We start from the raw sequence: 24,744 nt of genomic DNA on the forward strand, positions 1-24,744 counted from the left end.
CCGCGTGCATTACCGACGGATCGAAAAACACTTCGATTGCGCTGCCGCCAACATTCGCAGCTTGACCCAATACCGGAAAATCCCGTAACCGGGCAAATGTTGCAGTGCGTCAATTCTGTGGCGCCTAACGTGGTGTTCGCTGCGCCCCCACTCGTGGAGTGTCGATTGTTGTAACACTGCGTCAGGCCCAATAAGGTGAGTGCTGTTCATGAAGCGGGATTCCGTTCGTAATGGCCGAAGTTTCGCGGCAAATCGGTTGGGGGCAGTGGAATTGCGGTCAATTGCAGCTAGCATGTTTCGCTTCCACCATTCAGAATATATGCGCGCAGGAGCGTCCGATGCCCGATAACGCGAAACCCGCGTATGTATACCCGCGCCTCAGTTCGCAGCTGGATCTCGGCGCGGTCCGAATCGCCGGGGCGGGGCTTGGCAACTCCATGCTGAACTACTTCGAAGCCTATCTTCATGCACGGGCGATCGGGGCGCAGTTGATCGCACCGGCATGGCTGTCGGTGAAGATCGGTCCGATCATCCGCCGCGAACAGTCATACAGATTGTACAACGGCCTTTTCCAAGTCCCTGCTGACGAATTGCAGGGGTTGGCGAAGATGTTTGCCCTGCGCCACAAATTGACCGGCCCCTGGACACGCCATCGGTTGTCGTCGAGCGCCGATCTGGAAAGCAATGGCAAGATAGACGTCGTTAAGACCCGCAAATACATCTTCGAGAACATTTATCCCCACAAGGACGTGGTTCGCGAAAGGCTACAGAAGATGTCGTGCGCTCCGATCGCCAGCGGCGATTGGGGCAACGGCGATTACATCGCCGTGCATGTCCGTCTGGGTGATTTCCAGGCGGTGTCTGAAGCGGATCTGCAAAAGGGCGTCCGAAACAACCTGCGGATACCTTTGAACTGGTATCGTCGGATGATTCTCGAACTGCGCCGGCTGGCCCCGCAGTACCGTATCGATGTCTTTTCGGACGGTCGGGAAGCCGAACTTGCCGAACTGCTGAACATCGAAGGCGTGGCGCTAAAGCGCGGCGGCAGCGATCTCGAAGACATGCTGGGACTGGCCAAATGTCGCCTGCTCGTCGGTTCCCTGTCGACGTTCTCCTATTGGGGTGCCTATCTCGGCGATCAGCCCTCGATTTGGTACGAGACGGCCAGCCGGGTCGAGCCGCTCAACTCCGACCCCAGCAAGCAGATCGTTATCGGTGATAACGTCAGCGCACTGGCAGCGGTCGCGAATCTCCTGAAATGAAGCGAATCCGTTTCGACGGCCGCGCTAAGCTCGTTCTGTCGCTGATCCTGAATCTGGCGTCGCGGGCCCCCGGAGCGCTCAGCCTCGTCGTCCTGCTGCCGATGATTCAGAAGGGCCTGGGCAACGCGGACTATGCAACGCTGCTGGCGCTCATGTCGCTGGGCGCATTGCTTTCGCTACCACAGGGCGGCGCCAATACGATCGTGCGGCGCCGCATCGGCCGCGCGCATGCAACCGGCGATGAGCGGGCCGAGGCCAATGCCCTGGCGGACGCACTGGTGACCAAGGGCCTGTTCGCTTTCGGTGCGTGCGCGATCGCCGTCGCCTACATCTTTTACAGAGGGATGCCGACCGAGCTAGTCATCCTGCCCGCGGTCGGGGTCGTGAGCGCTCTTGCCGCCACGTTCGATAACGCCCGCGCCGCCTATAACGAACATTACTGGACCGCGACGCTGCAGATCATCTTCCAGACCCTGGCGGTCGGGGTTGCCCTGCTGGTGCCGGCTACCCGGACCAACATCGTGCTGGCGTCACTGTGTCTGCAACTGCACATGCCGCTGGCCAGTCTTGCGACCGGCTTCCAGATGATCCGCGCCCGCCCCTATCTTCTGCGTGGCAGGTCCGAGGAAATCGCGACCACGATCAAGGACGGCCTGCTGCTGTCGATTTCCGATGGGCTGCTGCTGGCTGTGCTGAACTCCTCGGTGGTGTTGATGGAAGCGACGGCACGCGCAGAATTTGCGGCATGGTATGGAACGCTGGTGCGCTTCTTCCAGACACTGCTTGCACCGGTGCTGCTGGTCGTACTTCCCGTGGCTAGCTTCGTCGCGTTGAAATGGGCCAACTGGGAGACCAGGCGGCGCCAGTTCATGATGCGCGCCATTCGTCTGGGCGCTCTGGGTTACGGGCTGCTCGCGGCCCTAGCACTTTACGTCCTCGACGTGGCCTTCATTCGCCCCACGATGTCCTTCGAGTTCCGGATCGAGCCGGTTTACGCGATTCCGCTGTACGTCCAGTTCGGAGCCATCATCGGCTACAGGGCGTTTTCCTCGATCTATTTCGTCATTTACCGGGGACCACGGCTGGCTTGGCGAGTGTCGATCGCGGCTCTGGTCGCCATCGGATTCGGCGCCCTGGTCCAGATGTTCGCAACGCCTCTCGCTGCACTGGCCAGCGTGGCGATCTGCCTGACTCTGACTCTGGCGCTGGCGAACATGATCTCCATCGAGAAACTGATGCACGACCCGACGGCCTCGCCGGCGGCGGGCTGATTCCAAGGCGCGCTTGGCGAATTCGCAGGGACGCGGCCAGTTAGGCCAGGCACCCTTCCCCCCCAAATTATTCGGCAGCGTCAGGTGTCGAACAGTCCGGGTTCGAGTAGCATCAGCGCCTGAGCGAGAATAAGGGTCTTGGCGTCGGTCAACCCCCCCTTTTTGTGCACCAGGCCCGCCAGAGCACGGCAGAAAATCTCGCATATCGTGATATTTTCATGCTCGCCGGCCGTGCTGTAGCTTTCGCCAAGCATATCGTCGGCTGCACAAGGGGCAAGGAACAGCGCGATCCTTTCAGTAGATACAGGCGGCAGAGACCAGATGTTGGCGACTGGAATCAATTCGCCGATCCGTATCCGGCGTTCTTTCATCGCCTCTTCCCGGATGCGGTCTTTCGCCGACGCCGCGTCGAGGTTTTCGGCCACGGCTTCGAGCAGGGGAGGCTCCCGCCCCGCAAGCGGTCTCGCTCTGGGCTGGGTGATCAGGATCACAGTGCGGCGTTCGCGATCGTAAAGGAGGGCGGCGGCGGCCGACCCGTTGCCAGCAGATGCCGCTCGACGGCAGCGCCGTCCGGCATCAGGATGCGCAGGCGTTCAAGCCGATACCAACCGTCGTAGACCACTTCGCGATCGACGATACATGCTTCTTGTAAACTGCAGCTGGAGACCCGCAAAAACCGATAGCGTTTGGACGGCGATGATGATTCATAGAGGGCGCGCGATCACGGAGGCCAGCTATGGATCCCAAGTCCCTGTTCAGTTTGAGCGATCACCTTGAGGCATTGAGCGAGGAGGGCGATCCGCTTGAGGTTTTGCAGGAGGCGGTGGATTTCGAGTATTTCCGGGTGTGGCTGGTCGAAGGGTTTGGTTATGGCGCTGGAGCCAAAGGCGGGCGCCCACCCTCCGATCCGGTGATGATGTTCAAGGCCCTGATCCTGCAGGCGCAGCATCATCTGTCAGACGCCCAGATGGAGTTCATGATCCGCGATCGGCTGAGTTGGCTGCGGTTTCTGGTACTGTCGCTTGGGGACCGGACGCTGGATGAGAACACGATCCGGCATTTTCGCAGTCGCCTGACCGAGACGGGAACGCTCAAGCGGGTGATGAAGGCCTTTGACTGGCAACTCCAGAAGAAAGGCTACATTCCAATGTCCGGGCAACTCGTGGACGCCTCGCTGGTGCCTGCACCAAGACAGCGGAACACCGAGGGCGAACGCGAAGCGATAAAATCGGGCAAGGGCGCCAGAGATATCTGGCCGGACGAGCCGAACAAGGCAGCACAGAAAAATACCGACGCCCGCTGGACCCTCAAGATCGGCGGGAAAGTCCTGTGTGGATGGCTCCCGCGTTGCAAGTGGCGATTTGACGATCTGGCGTATTGGTCGGGTGCAGTCTTGTGTCCGGCCTGTTGGTGCAGCCGTTTCGTGACTGCTGGCCCTGATGGTATCCGCGAGCTAGGTCCCACTCTGCTATGCAGGCTATGATGCCTTGGACTTTCGGCGGGGTGTCCCGGCTCCCGGTCGACCGGTAACGCCATCACTTCTCTTCGCTCTCACAACCTCCTGAAGCCGCTCGGTGTCGAGCTGCTAATCCGTCATGCTGCCACGCCGATCGGCGCACGGTACGTGCCGCCACGCGCCATGATCGCCCAGGCGACCCTCGCCGTGCGATTGGCAGCGGCAACGGTTACGACCCGCGCGGGTTTGCGCGCCAGCATGGCAGCGATGCGCGGATCGACCGAGTCCGGTTTGGCCCGGGCGCGGCGCACCAGTGAGGTCATGCCGATAACCAGCAGGCGCCGCAGGTATCGATCGCCCATGCGCGAGATCCGACCCATCCGTTCCTTGCCGCCACTCGAGTTCTGAAGCGGTGTCAGGCCAAGCGAGGCGGCAAACTGCCGACCCGAGCGAAACCGCCCTGGGTCGGTTACCGACGCGGCAAGCGCAGTCGCGGAGATCAAGCCGACACCCGGGATCGTACCGAGGCGCTGCGACAGTTCGTTGGACCGGTGCCAAGTGAGCAACTCCTTTTCCAACGCCGCAAGCCGAACCTGCACGTCGCCGATCTGTCCGGCCAAGCCAGTGATCACGCGCACGGCGAGATCAGGAACCTCGGGCGCATCGCCCTTGGCGATCCGCGCGGCCAGTTCGATCGCGTGATGCAGCCCACGTACGATCTCGATGCCAAACTCTGCGAGCAGGCCACGGATCATGTTCACGAGCTGAGTACGCTGCTTGACCAACAGGTCGCGCGTCCGGTGCAGCGCCAGCGCCGCCTGCTGTTCCGGCGACTTCGCGGGCACGAACCGCATCGTTGGGCGCGTCACTGCCTCGCAGATCGCCTCTGCGTCATTCGCGTCCGTCTTGCCGCGCTTCACATACGGCTTAACGTACGCAGGCGGCATCAATCGAACCTCGTGCCCGAGTTTTGCCAGAGCGCGTGCCCAATGATGAGAGGTGCCGCACGCTTCGATGCCGACCAGGCACCGCGGCAACTTCGTGAAGAACGGCACCACCTGCGATCGACGCAATGCCTTGCGGACGACGACGGTGCCCGCAGCATCAACTGCATGAACCTGGAAAATGCTCTTGGCCAAATCGAGGCCGATGGTGGTAATCTCCATGTGGGTGGCTCCTATTTGCTCGTGATCGCCTGACAGCAATCACATCTTGGCACCTCGATGCCGTGAGCGGGAGCCATCCACCCCATCTGGTATCGGGCGGATGGAACGCCGCTCCCCATGATCGCCCTGCCCGTCTTCGGCTACAAATCCCACATCAGCATCGACCGACGCTTCGGCTTCATCCGAGGCATGGCGGTGACTTCGGCGTCAGCGGCGGACGGGCGCCTTCTCCGGCAGGTCGTCAGCACGGACAATACCAGTTCCGAGGTCTATGCTGACAGTGCCTATCGATCCAGGCGCAACGAGAAGTGGTTGTCGGATCAGATGCTCACGTCCCGCATTCATCGGCGCAAACCCACGGGCAAGCCGATGTCGAGGGCAACCGCGCGCGCCAATGCCGCCAAATCCTCGATCCGTGCGCATGTCGAGCATGTCTTCGCGCATCAGAAGAACCGGTTCAATCTGTTCATCCGCACCATCGGCCTGGCCCGCGCTGAGGCGAAACTGACCCTTTGCAACCTGGCCTACAACTTCAACCGCCTGATCTTCCACGAGCGTCGGGGAACCGCAGGCTGACTCTGTCTGCAAGCCGGCCAAACCGGCGAAATCAACGCCGGGCATCATGGAAATCGGTCCGAACGATGCCCCTTGGTGCGCCCCGAAGCCTCGACGTCATCAAGCCAGCCCGCTTCGCCAGAAATTACCCGGTTTTTGCGGGTCTCCAGCTGGTGTCCATCATGCGTCGATATCCGTGTTATGCGCGCGGACCGTGTTGTTCGGCATGAAAGCAAAGGTCGCGAAAACAGCGCGGGGGCTGCGTCGGCGTTTTTCAAACCGTGCCAGTATCGCGCCTCAGCCTAATCCCTTTGCCGCAGCATAGCGTCATTTCGCACTGCACAATACGCTTCACCTTTTCCTAGGCGGGCGTTAAAACACTTCGAGAATGGATAAAATGCGGACGTACCGATGTCTGGTATCCGCACAAGCAGATGAGAAAGCAAAGCTCCTCTATGCCATCGCATGTCAGTCCGCTTAAGGTTGCGGTTATTTATCACTTTTGGCCGCACTACCGCGAGGCAGTAATGACGGCCATGGATCGCACTCGCAGCATCGAGTACGATTTTTACGGCAGCGGTACGCCCATGGCCGGGATCAAGCATTCGAATGTGAAGGCGGTGCGCAATTTCGTAGTTGCCCCGTTCCGCGTCAAGCGCGGCATTACCTGGCAATCCGGTGCCATCGCCGCCGTGCGCAAGGGCGACTACGATGCCGTGATCTTTCTGGCCGATCCGAATTTCGCCTCGACCTGGATCGCGTCTCTGCTGGCGCGCCTCAAGGGGATTCCGGTGCTGTTCTGGGGGCATGGCTGGCTGAAGAGGGAAAGCAGGCTAAAGTCGTATAGCCGCCGCGCCTTCTTCCAGCTTGCCGACCGTTTCATGACGTATTCCGAGCGAGGCATGGCGCTGGGTATCCAGGCCGGTTACCCGGAAAAGAAGCTCTCGGTCATCTATAACAGCCTCGATGTCGTGAAGGCCGATGCAGTCGTAGGCCGTATCGAAGCAGGCGAACTAGCCTCGCTCAGGCCGCAGTCCTTCTTCGCCCATCCGCACCGGCCGGTCCTGATCTGCTCGGCCCGGCTCACCGAAAAGTGCCGGTTCGATCTGCTGATCGATGCGGCCGCACTGCTGTCGGAAAACGGCATGCCGGTCAACGTCGTACTGGTGGGTGATGGTCCGCAGCGCCAGGCACTTGAAGATCAGGCCAAACGTCTGGGCGTGGCAACGCATTTCGTCGGCGCCTGTTACGACGAAGATATCACCGGCCAACTGATCTACCACGCCGACGTCACCGTTTCGCCCGGCAAGATCGGTCTGACGGCGATGCACAGCCTGATGTACGGCACCCCCGCCATCACCCACAACGACCTTGATGAGCAGATGCCTGAAGTGGAGGCTATCGAGGACGGCCGCACGGGGCTGCTGTTTCGACGCAATGACCCAACGGGTCTTGCCAAGGCCATTCAGGAATGGCTGGGTTCGGAACGCAGCCGCGCATCCGTGCGCGAAGAATGCCGCTCAGTGATCAGGGAAAAGTGGAACCCTGAAAATCAGGCGCGGCTGATCGAGAAGGCCGTTCTGGCGGTAGCCGATCGTGGGTAAGCGCCGCAATGAAGCGCAGGCGATGACCCTGCCCGAGCCGGAACGCGCCAACGATGTCATAATCGCGCGCTGCCGTCAGGAAATCGAAGGTCGCCTCAAGGCGAAGGTACGCGCGATGTTGCTGCCATACTGGAAGCGCAAGTACCGGCTCGCTGAACTTGGCGAAGGCTTCCACAACCCCAGGCACAGCGACATGATCCTTGGCGCAGGCAGCCGAATAGGGCGCTATGCCTATATTGGCATGGGTTTCAGATCCCAGGGCCCGATCGTCGTTGGCGACTTGGCGATGCTTGCATCCGGCATAGAGATCGTCGGGGCCGATCATTTATACGACATCGTCGGAACGCCGACGCGGTTGGGTTTTCCTTCGGCGGCAAGGCCCGTGACCGTTTTCGGCCTGGACGCGTGGATCGGTTCGCGTGTCACGATCATGGAAGGCGTCAGGATCGGTGCCGGGGCGGTGGTCGGTTCCGGCTCGCTTGTGACGCGCGATGTCGAACCTTACACGATCGTGGGCGGCGTTCCGGCAAAGCTGATCCGCAGGCGGCTGGATGAGCGTGGCGAAGCAAGCCACATCGGCATGGTCGAATCTGCCTTGGTCTCAGCCGATCCGGCAGGTAACCAGTGACTGCCGAAGGCCACGGACAAGCGTTCGGGATCACCTGCGTCATCCTCACATATAACGAAGAAACCCATATCGAACGGGCGATCGCGAGCGTGCGGGGCGTCGCCGACGATATCCTTGTGATCGATTCCTTCTCAACCGACCGGACCGTTACGTTGGCCCAAGCCGCAGGCGCCCGGGTGCTGCAGCATGCCTTCGTCAATCATGCGGCCCAGTTCAACTGGGGCCTAGACAACGGCGATATCCGCACAAGCTGGATCTTCCGCCTCGACGCCGACGAATATATCGGCGCGGATCTTGCCTCAAGGATGCGCGACGAGCTTGCCGCGATGCCATCGGATGTGGCTGGCGTGCTCCTCAGTCGGCGGCATATCTGGATGGGTCGCTGGGTCCGCCATGGCGGACGCTACCCGCTGCACATGCTGCGCATCTGGCGCAACGGACAGGGTCGGGTGGAGAACCGCTGGATGGATGAACACGTCATCGTCGAAGGTGGTCGCACGGTTCATATGCAGGGCGAATTTGCCGATGCCTGCGAACGTGACATCACCTTCTTCGTGACCAAGCACAACGGATATGCGACCCGCGAGGCGTTCGAGGTACTGAACACAAACTACGGGCTGATAACCCTCGGCGCCGAAGATTCGGACAAGCTATCTCGGCAGGCGAAGATGAAGCGTTTCATCAAGAAGAACATCTATTCCCGAATTCCGTTCGGGATCGGGCCGATTTTCTATTTCCTTTTCCGTTATATCGTCCAGCTGGGGTTCCTGGATGGCCGATCCGGGTTTATATACCATTTCATGCAGGGACTGTGGTATCGGCTTCTAGTCGAAAGCAAGGTCTATGAATTCGAGCTTTCCCTGAAAGACTGCCCGGACAATGCCGCGCGTATCGCCCGCCTTCAGGATCTGACAGGGCTCAGGTTCATGGCCTGACGGACGGGGTTATGCCTGCGGGTCCAGCGTGCGCTGGCTGATATGCCGCGCAGGATTGCCACCGACGATGGCCCAGGGGGCAACGTCACGAATGGCGACTGCCCGAGCGGCGATGATCGCGCCTTCCCCGATGGTGACACCGGGACCCACGAAGGCTTCGGCGCAAACCCAGGCGTGGTTCTCGATGCGGATCGGCTGAGAGATCAGTGGCCGGGCCAGCGTGCGGATATCGTGTGATGCGGTGCACAGGAAGCTGCGCTGGCTGACGGTTGAATAGTCACCCATGCTGATCGGGCTTTGCGTGTAGCAGTCGACTCCGTCGCCAAGGCAAGCATAGGCGCCCATAGTGAGGTTCCAGGGCGCCCATATGAAGCAAGTCGGTGCGATGCGCGATCCATACCCGATCTTCGCGCCGAAGCAGCGCAGCAGGAAGCGGCGCCACCCCTCACAGGCGAAGCGCGGTGTGGGGCGGAACAGGAAGGTGTAGACACAACCCCATATCAGCCGCTTTGCGCGCAGCTTTTTGGGCATGGTGTCTACATAGACACGCTGACCGGACCGGGCGACCTGGGGCTGGTTTGGCATTATGCTAATTCCATTCATCCGATCAGAACGGCTCAACAATCTCGTTCTCAAGCGGAATTTCACCCTGCGCCATATGCTCTAGATCCCGAATGAACTTGATCATGGCATCGGTACCCTGCCCGCGGTTCACAAGGCAGTTGAGCGTCTTGTCCGAGAATGGCTGGATCTCGTAGCGCAGCACCGGAAAGCGGGCCATCGCCAGATTATTCAGCCAGCGGCGATTGATCGGCGATTCCTTGTGGAAGACCTTCAGCTTGTAGCGGAACAGAAAGTAGATCGCCGACCTGATGCGATAGATATTGTCCCTGCGGCCCAGCACGCGGTAAGGCGATCCGGAGAAGATGCTACCAAGATTGGGGTACATGAAGTCCTGATACTTGTGCCGCTTGGCGTGGTACAGTTCCATGCGCGAAAAAATCTTGTCGCGATCGCCGGGCTTGCCCTTGAAGAACAGCCGCGTCACGATGCTCCCCGCCTTTTCCTGGCGCAGCACCGAAGTGCGGTGCGCCAGAGCCAGCTGCTGGGTAGTGAACTGCTCGATAGAACCGTCGGGATGGACCAGTTCGGCATGAGTCAGCACGTCCTTCAACTCGTAACCATAGGCTCCGGCATTCATAAACAGGCCGCCAGCCACGGTGCCGGGAATACCTTCGAGACCTTCAAACCCGGAAGTGCTGGCGTATAAAGCTTGACGCGCCAATTCGGGCATCATCACGCCGGCCTGTGCGGCGAATACTCCAGACTGCGGATCATGGCTGACCGCGTCCATCTTCATGATACTGATCAAGAAAGTGTAGTCCTGGCCGTCTTCGAACAGGAGGTTCGAGGTATTGCCGATGACCTTGTAAGGGAGACCGGAGTGCGCAATCATGGCGAAGATCGCGACGACGTCCTCGGTCGACCGGGGATAGGCAACCAGCCGCGCGCGACCACCTGTACGCAGATAGGTGTGAGTCGAGAGATCCAGATTCTCGCAATATTCTATGCCGGCGCTCCGAAGGGCCTCAGTGACCGTCGCCATCGTATCTTTCATCGAAGTCTCCGTTTGCGGCTTGGACGGGCTAATTGGCCGCCGTTACCTAGCGCCAGCGAGCCATGCTGGTCCGGCAAGGCATTGCCCAAAGACAACGCGCCACCTGCGCTCAAAGGGTTTTCGCATATGCTCGAGGTCACACGAACGAATCCTGTCGGTTCGTCCGCATCAACTCGGCTTTCAGGAAGTTGCGTCCGTCGTCCTGAAGCTTCTGCAGTAGCGGGGCCACCGCGTCCCAATCGATCGGCTCGTCCATCAGCCTTGTGGCCATTGCCGGCTCTTCACCAGGTACGAAGCGATGCGACAGCCCGACGGTTTCGAGCAGATTCCTCGCACGCTCGTTCATTCCCGCGCGCTTGCCAGTTAGGCCGACGGTCAGGAAAGGCTTGCGCAGCAGGATGCTGAACACCGTGCCGTGGAAGGAGTTCGTCACCACGAATCCAGCCTGTGCGATGTGCGCCACCCATCCCCCCGGAGAAGGCTTGATCGTCCTGCCGATTTCGGCCCAGCGCCGGTGCGGATTGTAAGGAGAGAGCACTTCGGTGCCGAAGCGTCGGGATACCATCGATGCCACGTCGCGGATGCCCTCGCTCGATCGCAGGGCATAGCAGAATATGTGGCCCTGCGACACCGGCTCAGCCGGATCATGGGCAAGCGCGCCGTAATCGCCCAGCAGGATCGTCGGGTCAGGCACCACGCTCGCGCTGCGGCCCGAAATCCGCTCGACGATGGCCGCACCGCTGCGTTCACGCACCGAAATGCTGTCGAAGCGCGCGAGGTAACGCGCCGCCTCGTCGCGATAACCCTCATCCAGTTGAGCCTTGCCGAAGCTGGGGGCATAGGAAACAATCCGGGCGCCTTGCGCCCCGCCAGGGAAGGCGAGATAGTAGACAGGATCGATACCGAACTGCAGCGACGGCGCCCACACCTGATCGCTGCCGCAGATCAGGATGTCGAACTTGCCGGCCGGCGTGCGCAGAAAGGCATCGACATCGGCCAGCGTCTTGAGCACCGGGCCGTCAACGCCCAGCTTCTCGGCCTGAAACCGCTGAAACATGCGGTACTGCGCCTTGTCCTCAAACAGCGCCTGCTTCGCCGCCATCAGCTTCAGGAACATCACCTTGGCGTTGGCCTTGGCGTTGGCGGGAGAAAGGATATTGCGCAGGGCGCCACCGCCTTCCACGTAATCAGGGCGATAGTTGACGAATTTTGCGTCCGCGCCCTGCTGGCGCAGCCAAGTTCGCAACCCGTAAGCTTGCATCAGGGCGCCGACGTTCTCACTGAATTGATAGGTGAGAATGCCGATACGCGGCGCGCCGCTCATGATTGCCTCCTGCACTGTAAGAGAAAAGCCAAGCTGGCTTTCGATTATCCCGATCGTCGATATTCCCGTAAGTATAAACCGCAGGTCATTCAACATATTTTGCAAAGCAGCAGCGAATAGACGCCGTATCGCCATAAAACTTGAGAATCCGTGACTTTACGCGCTGCCGCACATGCGAACAGCCAGCCAGAACCAACCGCGAACTGGCTGGCAGCCTTCGCCGCGCCAACAGGCGTCCGAGCGTGTCAGCTAGCGCTACGCAGCCCTGCTGGCCTAGATGCAGGGGCAAGAGGGCAAGGGGGGGCGGGCATCGCCTCAAGCGTGCGGATACGCGTCTTCAGCGAGCCATGAGTAGGGTCGCCGAGCCATCTGAAGAAATTCTTGTCGTCGGAGCGGCGCCATCCGGCAAGCACCGCCTTGCGATCGTATCCCGCGCAAATCGCCAGATTCATGCCGAGCAGATCGGCGTCGTTTTCCCATTGCAGGCGTTCGCGCAGACCACTGGCCTTAACGTCGCCGTTGAGGACATGAGCCAATTCGTGACCGGCAAACATCGCAATTTCGTCATCAGATTGCGACCGCTCGATCACGCCGGATGTGACGACGGCGCGCGTACCGTCGGACCAGCCTTGGAAGCCCGGATTGACCTCCATGACCACCGGCAAGCCGCAAAGCGGCTGCGCCGTCAGTATGTAAGATATCTCCGCAGATCCGCGTCGCACGGTGACCTTCATGGCCGGGCCGAGTGGAGCGCGCGCCATCCAGACGGCAAGCCAGTCATAAAGCGGCGAACCTTTGGGCGCGTCCTGGGCGATGCGATCAATGGTAATGCCACCCATAGCGAGAACCTCGTCACCCGGCTTCAAGCCGGCCCGATCCGCTGGCGACCCCGTCGCGACGAAGGATATCTGCGGCACATCTCGCAACCGCAGCACGCGGGTCACCATGGCGCGCTCGCCCTCGGGGTAAGCTTCGATATCGTCGAAGCTAAGACCGAATCCGGCGACCGGAGCCCGGCAAAGCGCTGCCGCCGCCTGCCTGATTCGCCAATCCACTGCTCCGACATGATTTCGAGCCTCTCTAAGGGCTTTTGGCCAAGGAGTTGGTGCGACGGCTGACAGCGCAGCCGAGTTGAACCCGACGCATACCGCAATGATTGTCGGCAGAATTGCGCGCTTCATTCCGAAATGCGTGCAAACACTTAAAGTGTTGTGTCTCATTGTGCACTGCGTTATAACGATAAGAATACGTAGTCCACTAGGATGAAAGGATTGACGGCATGAAAATTGGAAAGGCGTTGGTGAGCCTCGCTGCCGCTGGCATGGCGATCTCGCCGATCGCGGCTTCGGCTGGTACTTCGGCGGCGAAGTCGATTCCGGTGTTCACCGGCAAGGCGCAGTACGCTTCGCCCCCGGTGGCGAAGTCGAACAAGGCTGCAGGAAGCGTCGTGCTTCCGATCCTCGCCATTGGTGCGCTGGGTCTCGGCATCTGGGCCATCGCCGACAAAGGAAACGATTGCGCCTCGGCCGGTACGGACTGCTGACTAACGTCGCAGGATGGTACAATTTGGGGTCCGGATCTACTTGTAGGCCGGGCCCCTTTCTATTGCAGCTGGGCGCTCGTTGAAGAGGCGTGAAGCAGGATGCCGAATATGAGGGATGCGTGAGCAGATTGAGCCGATCGCATGGCATGGGTGCGCAGCTTCTTGTATTTTTGCTTATTTCGATCCTTTTCGGCGGTGGCGGCGTAAATGCCGCATGGCAGAATCTGCTGGTCCAACTTGCCGGCCTTGCTCTTCTTGCCATCAATTTCGCGGCAGTTCGCCGCTTTGCCCTTCAGGCGCCGCACACATTGCGTGTCTTGGCGATATGCCTTCTTGCCGTTCCTCTGATCCAGCTCATACCGCTGCCGCCATCCATCTGGAAGCAGTTGCCCGGTCGCGACCTGTTGATTACTTCGCTCGAACTTGTCGGGCATGAAGATGATTTTCGTCCGATCACTGTGTCAGTCGCCCGCACATCGCTCAGCTTGATCGGACTGATCCCGCTGATGGCCGCCTTGGTAGTGGGCTATTCGTTTCAGCGCGAAAGCCGGGACCGCCTGCTTCAGCTTCTGGTCGTGATGGGCTGGGTGCAGCTTGCCTTCGGCGCGATCAGCCTCGCCACCGGCGCCAACACCACCCTTTTCGAATCGGATCATGCCTCCGGAATGTTGCGCGGGCTCTTCGCGAACAAGAACTCGACCGGCCTGTTCTTGGATGTCGCACTGATCGGCGCGATGGGCCTGTTGTTCGCAAAGGCGGGGGCTCGTCATTCCTGGGGCTACGCCGCCTGGGTCAGCGTTATCATTTTCCCCGTGGCAATCATTCTTACGGTATCGCGCTCGGCGATGGTTCTGCTGGCGGTCGTCGCGGTTGCAGGACTTGGGCTGGCTTTCGTCAGGGCGGCACGCAAGACCGAGCCCGGCGGAATTTCCGCCGGGCGCTTGAAGGCGCTGATTGGAGGAGTCGTGCTGGCGTGCACGATCGGGGGTCTGGTCGTGACAGCCGGAATGGGTCAGGGCAGAATCGAAAGGTCGCTCGTGCGCTTTGCCGATCTGCAAGACGGGCGGGCGGGAATCTGGGCAGACGCCCTGACGAGCGCAAGCCACTTCTGGCCGGTCGGCGCCGGGATGGGAACCTTCGACGAGGTCTTCCAAGTCGATGAATCGCTTGAAAGAGTGCGCGCAGGCCGCGCCGGCCGCGCGCACAACGAGTATCTGGAAATCGCGATCGAAACTGGTGTTATCGGCATCGGAGCAATTTTGTACTTCGCGGCGCTACATCTCATCGCCTGCATCAAGGCTATTCGTCACCGAAACGCAATATACGCGGTTGCTGCATTTGCAGGCCTCTTGTGCATTGCAGCACAAAGCGTCTTGGACTATCCGATGAGGTCAGCGGCGATGCTCCCCGTCGCCGGATTACTTTTGGCGCTCTTTTGGGGAGCTGTGCCTGATCGAAATATAGTCCGGCGTCCCCTCACGAACACGGATCAAGACAGCGCTCGACGTCCTACATTACGCACCTTGCCTTAGTGAGGCGACTTGCTAACACGAGTGTGGAACGAGAAATTTCGGCCTAGGTTAGTCCAAAAATGCCGCGCTGGGGTATCGGACGCCCAAGGTCAACCAGATGGGAATGAACGAATATGGCGACTGTACACCCGGCAGAAGAAAGCCAGTGGGAGGGTGAAGGTCACACTCGACAGGGCACAGCTGTCGTCGAGGAAAACGGCATTTTGGGTATCGACCTGCAGCGCGTCGTCGTTCTGATTCGTCGCAATATCGTTGTCATCGGCGCGATCGTTGTGGGCTGCCTGATCCTTGGCATCATCGCGACCTTGCTGCGCTCACCGCTCTATACCACGAACAGTTCGGTGCTTGTCGAAGACAGTGCTGCACCGATCATCCAGAATTCCGATCTGCAACCGGTGAACAGCGCCTCCGACACCGAGCGCTTCATCCAGACGCAGATTGAAGTCATCAGCAGCCGCCAGCTCGCCCTTCAGGTCGTCGATCGCCTCAAGCTAGCGGACAACGAAGGTCTTTACGAGAACGTCGGAGCGGGCATGCCACAGCTCGACGACTTACCGGGCCGTCCCGACAAGAAGGCGCTGAGTAAGCATCGCAGGGAAGCCGCCGCGACGTTGCTAAGCAAGAGCCTCGTCGTCATGTCGCCCGCCGACACCCGCGTGATCAACATCAGCTTCACCAGCCGGTCTCCGGCATTTTCGGCCGAAGTTGCAGATGCTTTCGCCGAAGCGTTCATGCAGTCCGGGCTGGATCGCAAGTTCCAGAGTTCGGCATATGCACGCACGTTCCTGCGTGATCAGCTTCAGGACGCACGTGTGCGCCTTCAGCAGTCGGAACAGGATCTCAATCGCTATGCCAGCGCAGCGGGCCTGATCCGTCAGTCGGGCGTGGTGGATGGTAACGCGAGCGAATCCGCATTGTCGATTACCAATGAAACCCTGGTCCAGCTGAATACCGCCCTGGCGACCGCCACCGTTGAACGGATCGCCGCGCAGAATCGCTGGGAATCGATCGCGAACGAGAAGATCACCAACATTCCTGAAGTTCTCGGCAACACGACGGTCGCACAGCTGCTGCGCGATTCCGCCTCGCTGGAAGCACAGCTCGCGCAGGAACGCGCCAAGCACCTTGAGGATTACCCGAGCGTTCAGGCACTCTCCGCCCAGGTCCGGGAGCTTAACGGGCGCATTCAGGCCGTCGGCAACTCCATCAAGCGCTCCGTGGGTCTCAATTTCGAAGTAGCCAAGCAGAAAGAGGACACGCTCAAGGCGCAAGTCGCCGAACTGCAGGGTGCTGCCATCCACGAGCAGGATCGAGGCGTTCAGTACCAGCTCCTCAAGCGCGTAGCCGACACCAACCGCGCGACTTATGACGCGCTCCTCCAGCGCTACAATGAACTAAGCGTCTCGGCCGGCTCGCTGTCCAACAACATTTCCATCATCGATCGTGCAAAAATCCCGACGCAGCCGAGTTCTCCCAACCTGCCGCTGAACATCCTTGTTTCGCTGCTGGCCGGACTTGGCATTGCCGCGATCTACGTCATTGTACGGGATTACTTCGACGATACGATCCGGTCGCCTGACGACGTGGAAGCGAAGTTTGGGCTGCCGTTGCTGGGCCTGATCCCGCGCGAGGCGGATATCGACAATGCGATGTCGAACTCGCGGTCTTCGCTGGTCGAATCCTACCGAAGCCTTGTCACCAACATGATGTACTCGCTTCCTGGCGGCCTGCCGCAGGTTTTGGCGGTCACCAGCGCGACGGAATCGGTGGGCAAGTCCACGACCTGCCAGGTTGTCGCATCCGACATCGCCAGCCTTGGCAAAAGAGTTCTGCTCATCGATGCCGACTTGCGCCGGCCGACCGCGCACAAGCGCATCATTGACGCAAACGAGCAGGGCCTTACCGCGATCCTGGCAAACGTGGCATCGTTCGACCAAGTCGTTCAGCGCTCCGGCGTCGAACACCTCGACGTGCTCACGGCGCTGCCGATGAATCAGCAGCCCAGCCAGTTGCTGGCCGGCCCCCGACTGCATTTGCTGATGGAAGAGGTAAGGGCGAAGTACGATTGTGTGATCGTCGATTGTCCGCCGATGCTCGGGCTTTCGGATAGCGCGATGATCGCGAACCACGTCGATGCTGTGCTGATGGTCGTGTCATCCGACGGCTTCCGCCGCGGTGCCGTCAAGGGCGCCTTGCGCCGGCTCAACCTAGTTCGCGCCAAGGTAGCGGGAATGGTGCTCACCAAGTTCGATCCCCAGTCCGCCGATGGCGAGTATGCATACTACGGCTACCAGTACTACAGCTACGGATCGCACTCAGAGAGCTGAATGGCATGAGCGCCAACACAGCTCCTCGATGGCACCGGTCCGCATGGATGGCGTTTTGCCTGGTCGCAGCCATTCCGGTCTGCGTGGTCGAATTCGATCGGGCGGCCCGGAACAGCCCCGCTTTCGCCGCTCTGGTGCCTGAGCCGTTTCGCTACTTTGCCTTGGGACCATTGGAAGACATGGCAATCGCGCAGGGACGAACGGATGATGCCGTAGCATTCGCGCGCAAAAGGCTGCGCAAAGGGCCGATCCCGATCGAAAACCATTCCGCCCTGCTGCGCGCATTGATAAGGGACGGCGACACCGAGGCGGTGCCCTCGGTGTTGCAGGTCGCAGCCTCAAGGGGCTGGCGCGACACGCCGGTACAGACATTGACGGCGCAGGCGGCGATCGCCGGTGAGGAGCCAACGATTGCCGCGCAGCGGCTGTTCGCGATCGCCTCGGCCAAGCAAAGCCGGCTGCCTTATCAGAGCGACAGCGTCAGGCAGCTCATGGCTGCTCCGGGAGTTGCGGACCTATACGGTGCACAGCTCGCCGCCGTTCCGGCCGAGGCCGAAAGCTTCATGGCCTATGCCGATGGTGAACTGTCGGAAGTGACTTATCGGACCGTTCTGGCAGGCTATCGCCGCGCCGGCGGCCATCTTGATTGTGCCGCGGTGCTGAATATCGCCGAGGAACGACTTGCCCGCCCTGACCTTGGCGCAGCGACCGCTCTGTGGGACGCGACCTGCCGCGACGGGAACTCTCATGCCGAGCGGGACAAGATCGCCTTCACCGATCCGGCCAGTGTGAACCTTTACAACTGGCGATACGATAGCATCACCGACGTGTCCCGAACTGCTTCCGGCTGGAGCCTTTCGTTTCAAAATCCGAGCGCGCGGGCACGGACATTGGGAACGAAGCTGTTCGATGCCCGCCCAGGCACCCTCACGGTGTGGCTCCGGGAAGGGCGGACTGACGCCATTCTGATCGCCGAAGTAGCTTGCCCAACGGGCGATGGCGGCAAGACGGCCGTCATCGGCAGCTATGGCCTTTCGCGCGGCGCGCCGATTTCGTTCACCGTGCCGAGCGGATGCGACCACCAATACCTGAGGCTCTTGGCCCCGCCGCAGTCGAGCGGCCAAGATTTGACGATCGGCATCCACCAGAAGTCAACTTAGTAAAATGGACGGAGGTTACCTGCTGTCCGACACGACGCGCCATTCCCGTTTTGATGAGGCTAGCGCCTCCTGGTGCCGAACACTGGACGAGGCGCTTGCCGCTGATGTGTGGACGCATGAAGCTGGAAAAGGCGTCCAAACGGGCTGAAGGGACTGGGCCACCAAATGTCACCGCCGCACGCCGCAGGCGTCCGGTTTTTGCGATTTTCGCTATCTTAGACAGAGAGAGATTGTGGGCATACCAACGGGAAGCGGTAAGCGCATAGCTTCATTGGATGGTCTGCGGGGGCTGGCGGCCATGTCAGTTGTCGGCGAGCATGCGATGCTCGTTTTCCCGGTTTTCTGGGCCGCATTTGCAGCACGCTCCTGGGGGGCGTTCGATGGCCCGACATGGGTGGGGGTTGTGGCCTTCACGCCCTTAAAGATATTCTGGTCCGGGGGCGCAGCGGTTTCTATCTTCTTCGTCCTGAGCGGCGCCGTGCTTAGCTTGCCGTTCCATGGCGGCAAGACCATCGGCATAGGCAAATACGCCTTAAAGCGAATGGTTCGACTTTATCCGGTCTATTTCGTGGGCCTACTCAGCGCGTACATCCTCTATCAGATCGTCGGAGACACCAATGATCCACAGACAAGCGCATGGTTCCAGCGCAATTGGCATGTCGATATCGACACACGCGATTGGGCTCGTGCGCTTCTGTTTATGAAAAGTGATTTCCTTCAGTTGAATTCGCCTCTGTGGAGCATCATACATGAAGCGCGGATTTCGATCCTGTTCCCGGCGCTCATGTTCGCTTATCGCCGTAATCGCTTCCTCACTCTTTCCGGATCTCTTGCCATTAGCGCTTGCGCTATCATATTTAGGCTTAAGTTCCCGAACGCAGGGTCGGATATCGCGAATCTTTCCGATACCGTTTCGGTGGTCTGGTTGTTCATGGCCGGCGCATGGATCGCGGAAAGCAGAGAGCGAATCGAATCGGCTTTCGAATATGTTAGCGCTGCGCCAGCATTTTTATTGATCCTGGTGACAATATTGCTTCTGACAGCAGGATTTATCACACCGTCTCCGTTTTATGTGTCCTATTTCACTACGCGAGGCGGCGCGATATTGGCTGTCGTTCTCGCCATATCCGGCCACAAGGCGTTCAATTTTCTTGAGAGCAGAAAGAATGATTGGCTCGGCTACGTATCCTACTCTTTGTATTCATGCCACTTCCCGATTATCTATTGCGTCGTAAAGCTGGCTGACTGGACGCCGCTGTATGTGTCGGTTTTGGCAGGGTGCGCGATTGCTTTGATTGCGGCGCTGATACTTTGCCGCACTATCGAGGCCTGGTCGCTCAGAGCGTCGCAAGCTTTCCGCTTCGACAAGACCGCGTCTTCGGCCTTGCAAGAGGCTGATGTCGCCTCGCCTTTAAGTATTGGTTCCTGAGATGAATTTGCGAAAACTTGCATTCCTGTATCTTGCGACTTTCGCTTGGAGTGCGCTTCGAATCGGCCCGGCTACGTTGTTCGACAGCCTGTCGATCGTACTCTTTCCTGTGATGGGATATTCATATTTGCAATATCTGCACCAAGGTGGAACGCGCGGGAACAGAATGCCTGTGGTCGCAATCGTCAGTTCGTTGCTGATGATGATGGCGACCTTGCTGTCGTCCTTGGTGGCAACGGACCTGGAGTCGAATCTCTTCAAGGGTTTCTTCGTCGGCATCACGCTGGCGCTCACGGCCCTGAACATCTATTTTATCTTTGCCGGGCGAATCATTGCTCCGAAGCTGGCCTTTGAAGCCCTTGTCCTGTCTGCCACGCTGCACAGCCTGTGTGTGATCGCACAGGGTCAGTTCGGTCTTTTCCTGCAATTGTCTTCCCAGGAGTGGCAGGGATGGTCGCGCGCGACTGGCTTGGCGGAGCATCCCATTGAGGCAGGGATGAGCACGGCTGTTGGAATCCTCTGCGCGGTACACTTGCTGTTCGACAACCCCGGCACGGCAAGGCGCTTTCTGCTGCTGGTCGCTGCCACGGCAATATGCCTGATTTCTTTGACGTACAGCGCATCGTTGACCGCCGGGTTCGGACTGTTGACGGCGCTTCTTATCCAAGCTCTTGTGGCACGACGCGCGCATTGGCTTTTTGGGGTTGTGCCGGCCCTGCTGCTGGTACTGAGCGTTGTGCTTCCGTACATTAGCGATAGCCAGCTCGGTAATCGCCTGTCTACTTTGGCGCAGACCGGCGGCAATTATGGTACTGTGCAGTCGCGATCCAAACAGATAGTTTTGGCGATCTCGAAAATTGATGCTCCGTCGGCTCTTATAGGCAAGAGCTTTGACATGCAGACAACCCCAATGGGGATGGAAATCCATAATGGATTCGTTGCGGCACTTTACTATTTTGGTCTGCTTGGATTTATCAGTCAGTTGATGCTGATTGTCTTTTCCATAAGACGCGCGACGCATCAAAGGTGGCTTGCCCTCAAGGGGACATTCTTTGGTATTTTGATAGTGTTTGCGACAGGTTACCTGACGGGGCCGGGCCTTTCCCGGCGCAGCGTCTGGGTTCCCATCCTGCTGGTCGCCGCCATGCCGGTGGTAACGCCGCCGCTGCGGTTGCCACAGAGGCGGGGCCGGGGGCGGGGCTTTGGCAATGCCGCGGAAATTCAAGTCGAGGGTTGATCTGCGCAAGCCTAACGGTCAAACACTTTATTGACAGGCTACGGAAAAATCCGTGCCCGGTTGGAGATTTTACGCAGTGCATCGAACGCAAACCTTCGCTGGACTTCTAACTTTCGGTGCAGTCCTGGTACTGGGTGGCTGCGCGTCGTTTTCCACCAAGGAAGCAGCGATTCCTGCCGGTAGCGCGGCTTACGAGGCCATCAGACTCGCCGACGTGCCGCCGCCGGACCAGTACCTACTGGCCCCTGCCGATGAGCTCCAGATGCGCGTCTTCGGCGAGCCGGAGTTGAGTTTCGAAAAGATCAGGGTCGACCAGCTCGGGAACCTACAGGTTCCGCTGATCGGGCAAATCAAGGTTGCAGACCGTACCGTTCCCGACGTGACGGCCGAGATCAAGAACAAGCTCGGCAATCGCTTCCTCAAGGACCCGAAGGTTAACCTTTCAGTGGTGGAACAGGCACCGCGGTACGTTACCGTCGAAGGCCAAGTCGAGCAGCCCGGCATATTCGAGATGAACCGCGATCTCACCTTGTTGTCCGCGATCGCCATGGCGCGCAGCACGACCGACGTCGCCAAGATCGATCAGGTCATCGTGCTTCGCACCGTGAATGGCCAACAGATGGCGGCGCGCTTCGATCTTCGCGACATCCGTGGCGGGGCAGCTCCCAATCCGCTGCTGCGTGACGGCGATATCGTCACGGTCGGCTATTCTTCCGCCGCAGGGTTCTGGCAAGGCGTGTTGAAGGCGGCGCCGTTCGTCAACGCATTCGTTTTGGCAAGCCGTTGATATCCGACTCTGGCGGAGAGGACAATGTCCTCCGCCAGCGTCAGGATTTACGGAAAGTGCCTAATGCACCAGATTGCTGGCGGAACTCTTCTGCCAGACATTGACCGAGCGTACTTTGATCGGGGTGGATTTGCCCGCCCCGACCAGCAGCACCAAGTGCGACTGGTCGATCACGCCGAAGGCGAATGGCGACTTGGCCAGCGTTAATGGAGTGGTCCGCTTGGGAACGAAACGTTCCCATGTCGGCGATGGACCAACTTGTCGCCCGTCATAATAGAACCGGATCGAGCCACTTCTGGCGTCGCTCGCCGGAACCCACAACATGCCGATCTTGTGGAAATCGGTCGTCCGCTCGTCCGGCCGCAGCGGAACACGCCCGCCCTTCACGACCTGGCAATAGTGCGCCTTGGGGCATGACTTGTCGTAGTGACCGAACCAATCGTGCACGGCCGCGCCATAGGCATGATCGCCGGATGCAAGGTGATGCTCCAGCATGTCGACCTCGATACTATGGTGGAAACCTGCTGGTTGGCCTGACCACTGATAGCCCGGCATTTTGAACACGCCCTCCGCCCCCAGCGCCCATACCGATGGCCAGCCGGTGGACTGCTCCACCTTATCAGCATCGTACGCGACTTCGACCTCGATATAGGCCCCGCCGCCGAACGCCGTGCCGACGAATTGCGTACATTTTGCATTGGCGCATGCAGCGGACGTCATGGCGCCGTTGTTGCCGCTTGCGATCGCAATGCCGTTTTCGATCGATATGGATGGAATCTCGCGCCTGAAGAACAGGTTCGAAACGTAGAATTCGTACCCGCTGGCGTATGTCCGGCCGACATCCACCGCAGAGTTGTCGAACCGGGCGACGGAGAATGTCCGCTGGGCATAGCCGGCCTGCCTCGCAGGTGCGGGAGGAGCGGCTTCCACAGGTTCTGCCACCCAGGCTGTCGCGCCTAGAACGGCCAGCCACGAAAGGGAAGACCCTGCGAATGCGGTTTTGAGACGTTTAAACATCAGCGGCTGCCTAACTCCTGATCCTTAGGGGCGGCCCGTCGATGCAAGACCGCCAGAGGCGATTCTGCGGCACCACACATGAACCCAGTCTTTCCCCGCGGACGCCTGGCCCGAATCCGCAAGCTGGACACCTCGAAAAACTCGTGGCGTCTGAGGGGGTGAAGTGACTCATGTGTGGACCTCGGGTAATCGCGGTTGTCAGGCGAACTGAGAAACTGACCCCCCGTGTTGCCTCACCGAAGATTGTTACCGAGTTGAGCGACTGCAAGATGCGCCACATCACCACCCGCCGCGGCGGGTGGTGATGTGGCGAGGCTCTTCATCCAGTCCCCGCCAAGGATGATCTGTCCGGTTATTTCCGCACGCCATACCTTCACTGCCTTTTGCACCGTCCTCGCGCTTTTCAGCGTGAAGCGCGATGGATCCGCGTTCATGAGCCGCTCCAACACCGCAGCGGCCGAGATTGCCGGATCAGCCTCGAGCCAGACGCGGATTTGAGCCTCGAACGGATCGAGCATGTGCCCCCCTTTTCGGGTAGGGCTTGGTCCGCCGGTAGGGGTGTCGATGTGTCGCGCGCTTCTCACCTGCCTGCCAGGCGGTCTCCAGATTTGCGGCGAAGCGCTGCAGGTCGATCACGGCCGGCTCCTCAAGCTTCGCATTCAGCCCTCTGCGATCGACGCGCTTTCCCAGATCGTCCTAGGCCGCCCGGATTGCGGCGAACAACATCACGGGATCCTCTGAATCCAGCACCCGGCTCAGCCGCTCCTTGTCGGCCATGGCGACATTGGGATGCGCCAGCACGCGCGCGGCCGGCGGAACCGGCGGATGATATCGCTTGATGACACGCGCGCCGATCCGGGTCCTCTCCCGCAGCTTGAACGAGGGCTGGAACAGATTGCCGTGTAACCGCACCACGTCGTAAAGACGCGCCAACGACGCCGTTGCTTCCGCGCCAACGAACCTGCCGTAGCCCACCAGGCGCCGCACGATGGCGCCGTTTTTCTGCTCAACCCATGCCTGATCGTTCTTGCGGCATGCCCGCGACCGCGTCACTTCCAGGCCCTGACTGCGGCACCAGCATACCACCAGCTCTTTCATGAACGCGCTGTCGTTGTCGAAGTCGACGCCTAGGAGCGGGAACGGAAAGAGCTGATGCGCTTGCCGGATCGCCCCAACCACAAGGCTGCTGTCGCGACTGCGGACCGGCACGCATTCGGTCCAGCCCGTCGCGATGTCGGTCAACACCATCGTTTGCACGAAGCTGCCGGATGACGAGGTGCCGGAATGGGCAACGAAGTCGACCTCGACAAAACCTGGCAGAGGATCGTCCCAGTCCCCAAAGGTGCGGATCGGGACCGAACCCCGCACCGCGGAACTCATACCGGCTCGGCGGCGCTGTCCGCCGCGCGCTACCACACGCACCTCCGACAGTAGCCGGTCCATCGTCGCCGCGCTGACCGTGAGCAACTTGTCGCGTAGCTCGGCGCCGACGTCAAGCCGGCCATGCCGCTCGAGCGCTGGTAGCAGCACCGGGATCAGCGGCTTCAGGCGCTTCGAGCAGAGGCGATCGGATGCCTCCCACAGCACCACCAGCGCCTGCCGGACATCGGCACCGTACCGAATCGCTTGTCGGCGATTGCGAGGCGGCTTCGTCTCCCGGCGACCCAGCACTCGGATCGCGTGCTTGCGATGATAACCGGTAACCGCGACGAACTCGTCCAGGATCTGCCGTTTGTTCGACTGGGAGCATGACCGATACCGTTCGATGATCGCTCCAACCAACTCCGATCGTGTCGCCATGCTGATCCGCCCGACCATCGACTTCCCCGAATCCGGACGATAGAACAGTCTCCATCTCCGTCGGGACGCCGATCCTACCGGTAACATTCTGCT

The 24,744-nt window shown here is 60.0% G+C and carries 23 protein-coding genes and 1 pseudogene; 14 read left to right on the plus strand and 10 right to left on the minus strand.

Going from position 1 to position 24,744, the window contains the following annotated elements:
* The first annotated feature begins 338 nt into the window (after positions 1-338).
* Both BES08_RS11865 and BES08_RS11870 read left to right on the plus strand, forming a co-directional pair.
* Positions 339-1,262 (plus strand): alpha-1,2-fucosyltransferase, encoded by a 924-nt coding sequence (locus tag BES08_RS11865; RefSeq protein ID WP_069708403.1) that lies wholly within the window; start codon positions 339-341, stop codon positions 1,260-1,262.
* Complete coding sequence (locus tag BES08_RS11870; RefSeq protein ID WP_069708404.1) at positions 1,259-2,533, plus strand: hypothetical protein; 1,275 nt, start codon at positions 1,259-1,261, stop codon at positions 2,531-2,533. The genes BES08_RS11865 and BES08_RS11870 overlap by 4 nt, the downstream gene beginning before the upstream one ends.
* A gap of 80 nt (positions 2,534-2,613) precedes the next feature.
* Here the strand turns inward: BES08_RS11870 and BES08_RS11875 are convergent, their stop codons facing one another.
* Both BES08_RS11875 and BES08_RS34485 read right to left on the minus strand, forming a co-directional pair.
* Positions 2,614-3,024 (minus strand): NUDIX hydrolase, encoded by a 411-nt coding sequence (locus BES08_RS11875; RefSeq protein WP_231957984.1) that lies wholly within the window; start codon positions 3,022-3,024, stop codon positions 2,614-2,616.
* Positions 3,021-3,155: a hypothetical protein gene (locus BES08_RS34485; RefSeq protein ID WP_268957448.1), complete on the minus strand. Its 135-nt coding sequence runs from the start codon at positions 3,153-3,155 to the stop codon at positions 3,021-3,023. The genes BES08_RS11875 and BES08_RS34485 overlap by 4 nt, the downstream gene beginning before the upstream one ends.
* 114 nt (positions 3,156-3,269) lie before the next feature.
* Between BES08_RS34485 and BES08_RS11880 the strand changes: the two genes are divergently transcribed.
* Positions 3,270-4,016, plus strand: a complete 747-nt coding sequence (locus BES08_RS11880; protein WP_197524363.1) for a transposase — start codon at positions 3,270-3,272, stop codon at positions 4,014-4,016.
* 110 nt (positions 4,017-4,126) lie between these two features.
* Here BES08_RS11880 and BES08_RS11885 read toward each other — a convergent pair whose 3' ends face one another.
* Positions 4,127-5,155 carry an IS110 family RNA-guided transposase gene (locus BES08_RS11885; RefSeq protein ID WP_008829587.1) on the minus strand — a complete coding sequence of 343 codons (1,029 nt, stop codon included), beginning with the start codon at positions 5,153-5,155 and terminating at the stop codon, positions 4,127-4,129.
* A gap of 117 nt (positions 5,156-5,272) precedes the next feature.
* Here BES08_RS11885 and BES08_RS11890 point away from each other — a divergent pair, with 117 nt between their 5' ends.
* From BES08_RS11890 to BES08_RS11905, 4 genes and pseudogenes are all read left to right on the plus strand, one after another.
* On the plus strand, positions 5,273-5,731 hold the full coding sequence (locus BES08_RS11890; RefSeq protein WP_197524364.1) for a transposase: 459 nt from the start codon (positions 5,273-5,275) through the stop codon (positions 5,729-5,731).
* Positions 5,732-6,165: 434 nt separating this feature from the next.
* Complete coding sequence (locus BES08_RS11895; RefSeq protein WP_197524365.1) at positions 6,166-7,314, plus strand: glycosyltransferase family 4 protein; 1,149 nt, start codon at positions 6,166-6,168, stop codon at positions 7,312-7,314.
* Positions 7,315-7,699: 385 nt separating this feature from the next.
* Positions 7,700-7,870 (plus strand): annotated as a pseudogene (locus BES08_RS33970) (LbetaH domain-containing protein); the annotation flags it as partial.
* Positions 7,871-7,938: 68 nt separating this feature from the next.
* Positions 7,939-8,877, plus strand: a complete 939-nt coding sequence (locus BES08_RS11905) for a glycosyltransferase family 2 protein (protein WP_231957985.1) — start codon at positions 7,939-7,941, stop codon at positions 8,875-8,877.
* Between the two features lie 9 nt (positions 8,878-8,886).
* Here the strand turns inward: BES08_RS11905 and BES08_RS11910 are convergent, their stop codons facing one another.
* The 4 genes from BES08_RS11910 to BES08_RS11925 form a co-directional block, all read right to left on the minus strand.
* Positions 8,887-9,462, minus strand: coding sequence for an LbetaH domain-containing protein (locus tag BES08_RS11910; protein ID WP_197524366.1), 576 nt, complete (start codon positions 9,460-9,462; stop codon positions 8,887-8,889).
* Positions 9,463-9,484: 22 nt separating this feature from the next.
* Positions 9,485-10,495 (minus strand): UDP-N-acetylmuramate dehydrogenase, encoded by a 1,011-nt coding sequence (locus tag BES08_RS11915; RefSeq protein WP_069708408.1) that lies wholly within the window; start codon positions 10,493-10,495, stop codon positions 9,485-9,487.
* Between the two features lie 136 nt (positions 10,496-10,631).
* Complete coding sequence (locus BES08_RS11920) at positions 10,632-11,819, minus strand: polysaccharide pyruvyl transferase family protein (RefSeq protein ID WP_069708409.1); 1,188 nt, start codon at positions 11,817-11,819, stop codon at positions 10,632-10,634.
* Positions 11,820-12,064: 245 nt separating this feature from the next.
* Positions 12,065-13,000, minus strand: coding sequence for a M48 family metalloprotease (locus BES08_RS11925; protein ID WP_156799851.1), 936 nt, complete (start codon positions 12,998-13,000; stop codon positions 12,065-12,067).
* Between the two features lie 98 nt (positions 13,001-13,098).
* Between BES08_RS11925 and BES08_RS11930 the strand changes: the two genes are divergently transcribed.
* From BES08_RS11930 to BES08_RS11960, 7 genes are all read left to right on the plus strand, one after another.
* Entirely contained in the window at positions 13,099-13,362 is a 264-nt protein-coding gene (locus BES08_RS11930; protein WP_156799852.1) for a hypothetical protein, read from the plus strand.
* Positions 13,363-13,451: 89 nt separating this feature from the next.
* On the plus strand, positions 13,452-14,894 hold the full coding sequence (locus tag BES08_RS11935; RefSeq protein WP_156799853.1) for an O-antigen ligase family protein: 1,443 nt from the start codon (positions 13,452-13,454) through the stop codon (positions 14,892-14,894).
* Positions 14,895-15,007: 113 nt separating this feature from the next.
* Positions 15,008-17,221 (plus strand): GumC family protein, encoded by a 2,214-nt coding sequence (locus BES08_RS11940; protein ID WP_069708413.1) that lies wholly within the window; start codon positions 15,008-15,010, stop codon positions 17,219-17,221.
* 5 nt (positions 17,222-17,226) lie between these two features.
* On the plus strand, positions 17,227-18,381 hold the full coding sequence (locus BES08_RS11945; protein WP_156799854.1) for a hypothetical protein: 1,155 nt from the start codon (positions 17,227-17,229) through the stop codon (positions 18,379-18,381).
* A 232-nt stretch (positions 18,382-18,613) separates the two neighbouring features.
* Positions 18,614-19,810, plus strand: coding sequence for an acyltransferase family protein (locus tag BES08_RS11950; RefSeq protein ID WP_197524367.1), 1,197 nt, complete (start codon positions 18,614-18,616; stop codon positions 19,808-19,810).
* Positions 19,811-19,886: 76 nt separating this feature from the next.
* Positions 19,887-21,047 (plus strand): hypothetical protein, encoded by a 1,161-nt coding sequence (locus BES08_RS11955; RefSeq protein ID WP_156799855.1) that lies wholly within the window; start codon positions 19,887-19,889, stop codon positions 21,045-21,047.
* A gap of 76 nt (positions 21,048-21,123) precedes the next feature.
* Positions 21,124-21,834, plus strand: a complete 711-nt coding sequence (locus tag BES08_RS11960; protein WP_083274661.1) for a polysaccharide biosynthesis/export family protein — start codon at positions 21,124-21,126, stop codon at positions 21,832-21,834.
* A 60-nt stretch (positions 21,835-21,894) separates the two neighbouring features.
* Here BES08_RS11960 and BES08_RS11965 read toward each other — a convergent pair whose 3' ends face one another.
* From BES08_RS11965 to BES08_RS31825, 3 genes are all read right to left on the minus strand, one after another.
* A complete protein-coding gene (locus BES08_RS11965) occupies positions 21,895-22,680 on the minus strand; it encodes a LamG domain-containing protein (protein ID WP_069708417.1) in 786 nt (261 codons plus the stop codon).
* A gap of 404 nt (positions 22,681-23,084) precedes the next feature.
* Complete coding sequence (locus BES08_RS33975; protein ID WP_069708418.1) at positions 23,085-23,369, minus strand: hypothetical protein; 285 nt, start codon at positions 23,367-23,369, stop codon at positions 23,085-23,087.
* Between the two features lie 178 nt (positions 23,370-23,547).
* Complete coding sequence (locus BES08_RS31825; RefSeq protein ID WP_231957986.1) at positions 23,548-24,669, minus strand: integrase catalytic domain-containing protein; 1,122 nt, start codon at positions 24,667-24,669, stop codon at positions 23,548-23,550.
* Positions 24,670-24,744: the final 75 nt, after the last annotated feature.

Origin of the sequence: Novosphingobium resinovorum, assembly GCF_001742225.1 — a bacterium.
Taxonomy (GTDB): Bacteria; Pseudomonadota; Alphaproteobacteria; order Sphingomonadales; family Sphingomonadaceae; genus Novosphingobium; species Novosphingobium resinovorum_A.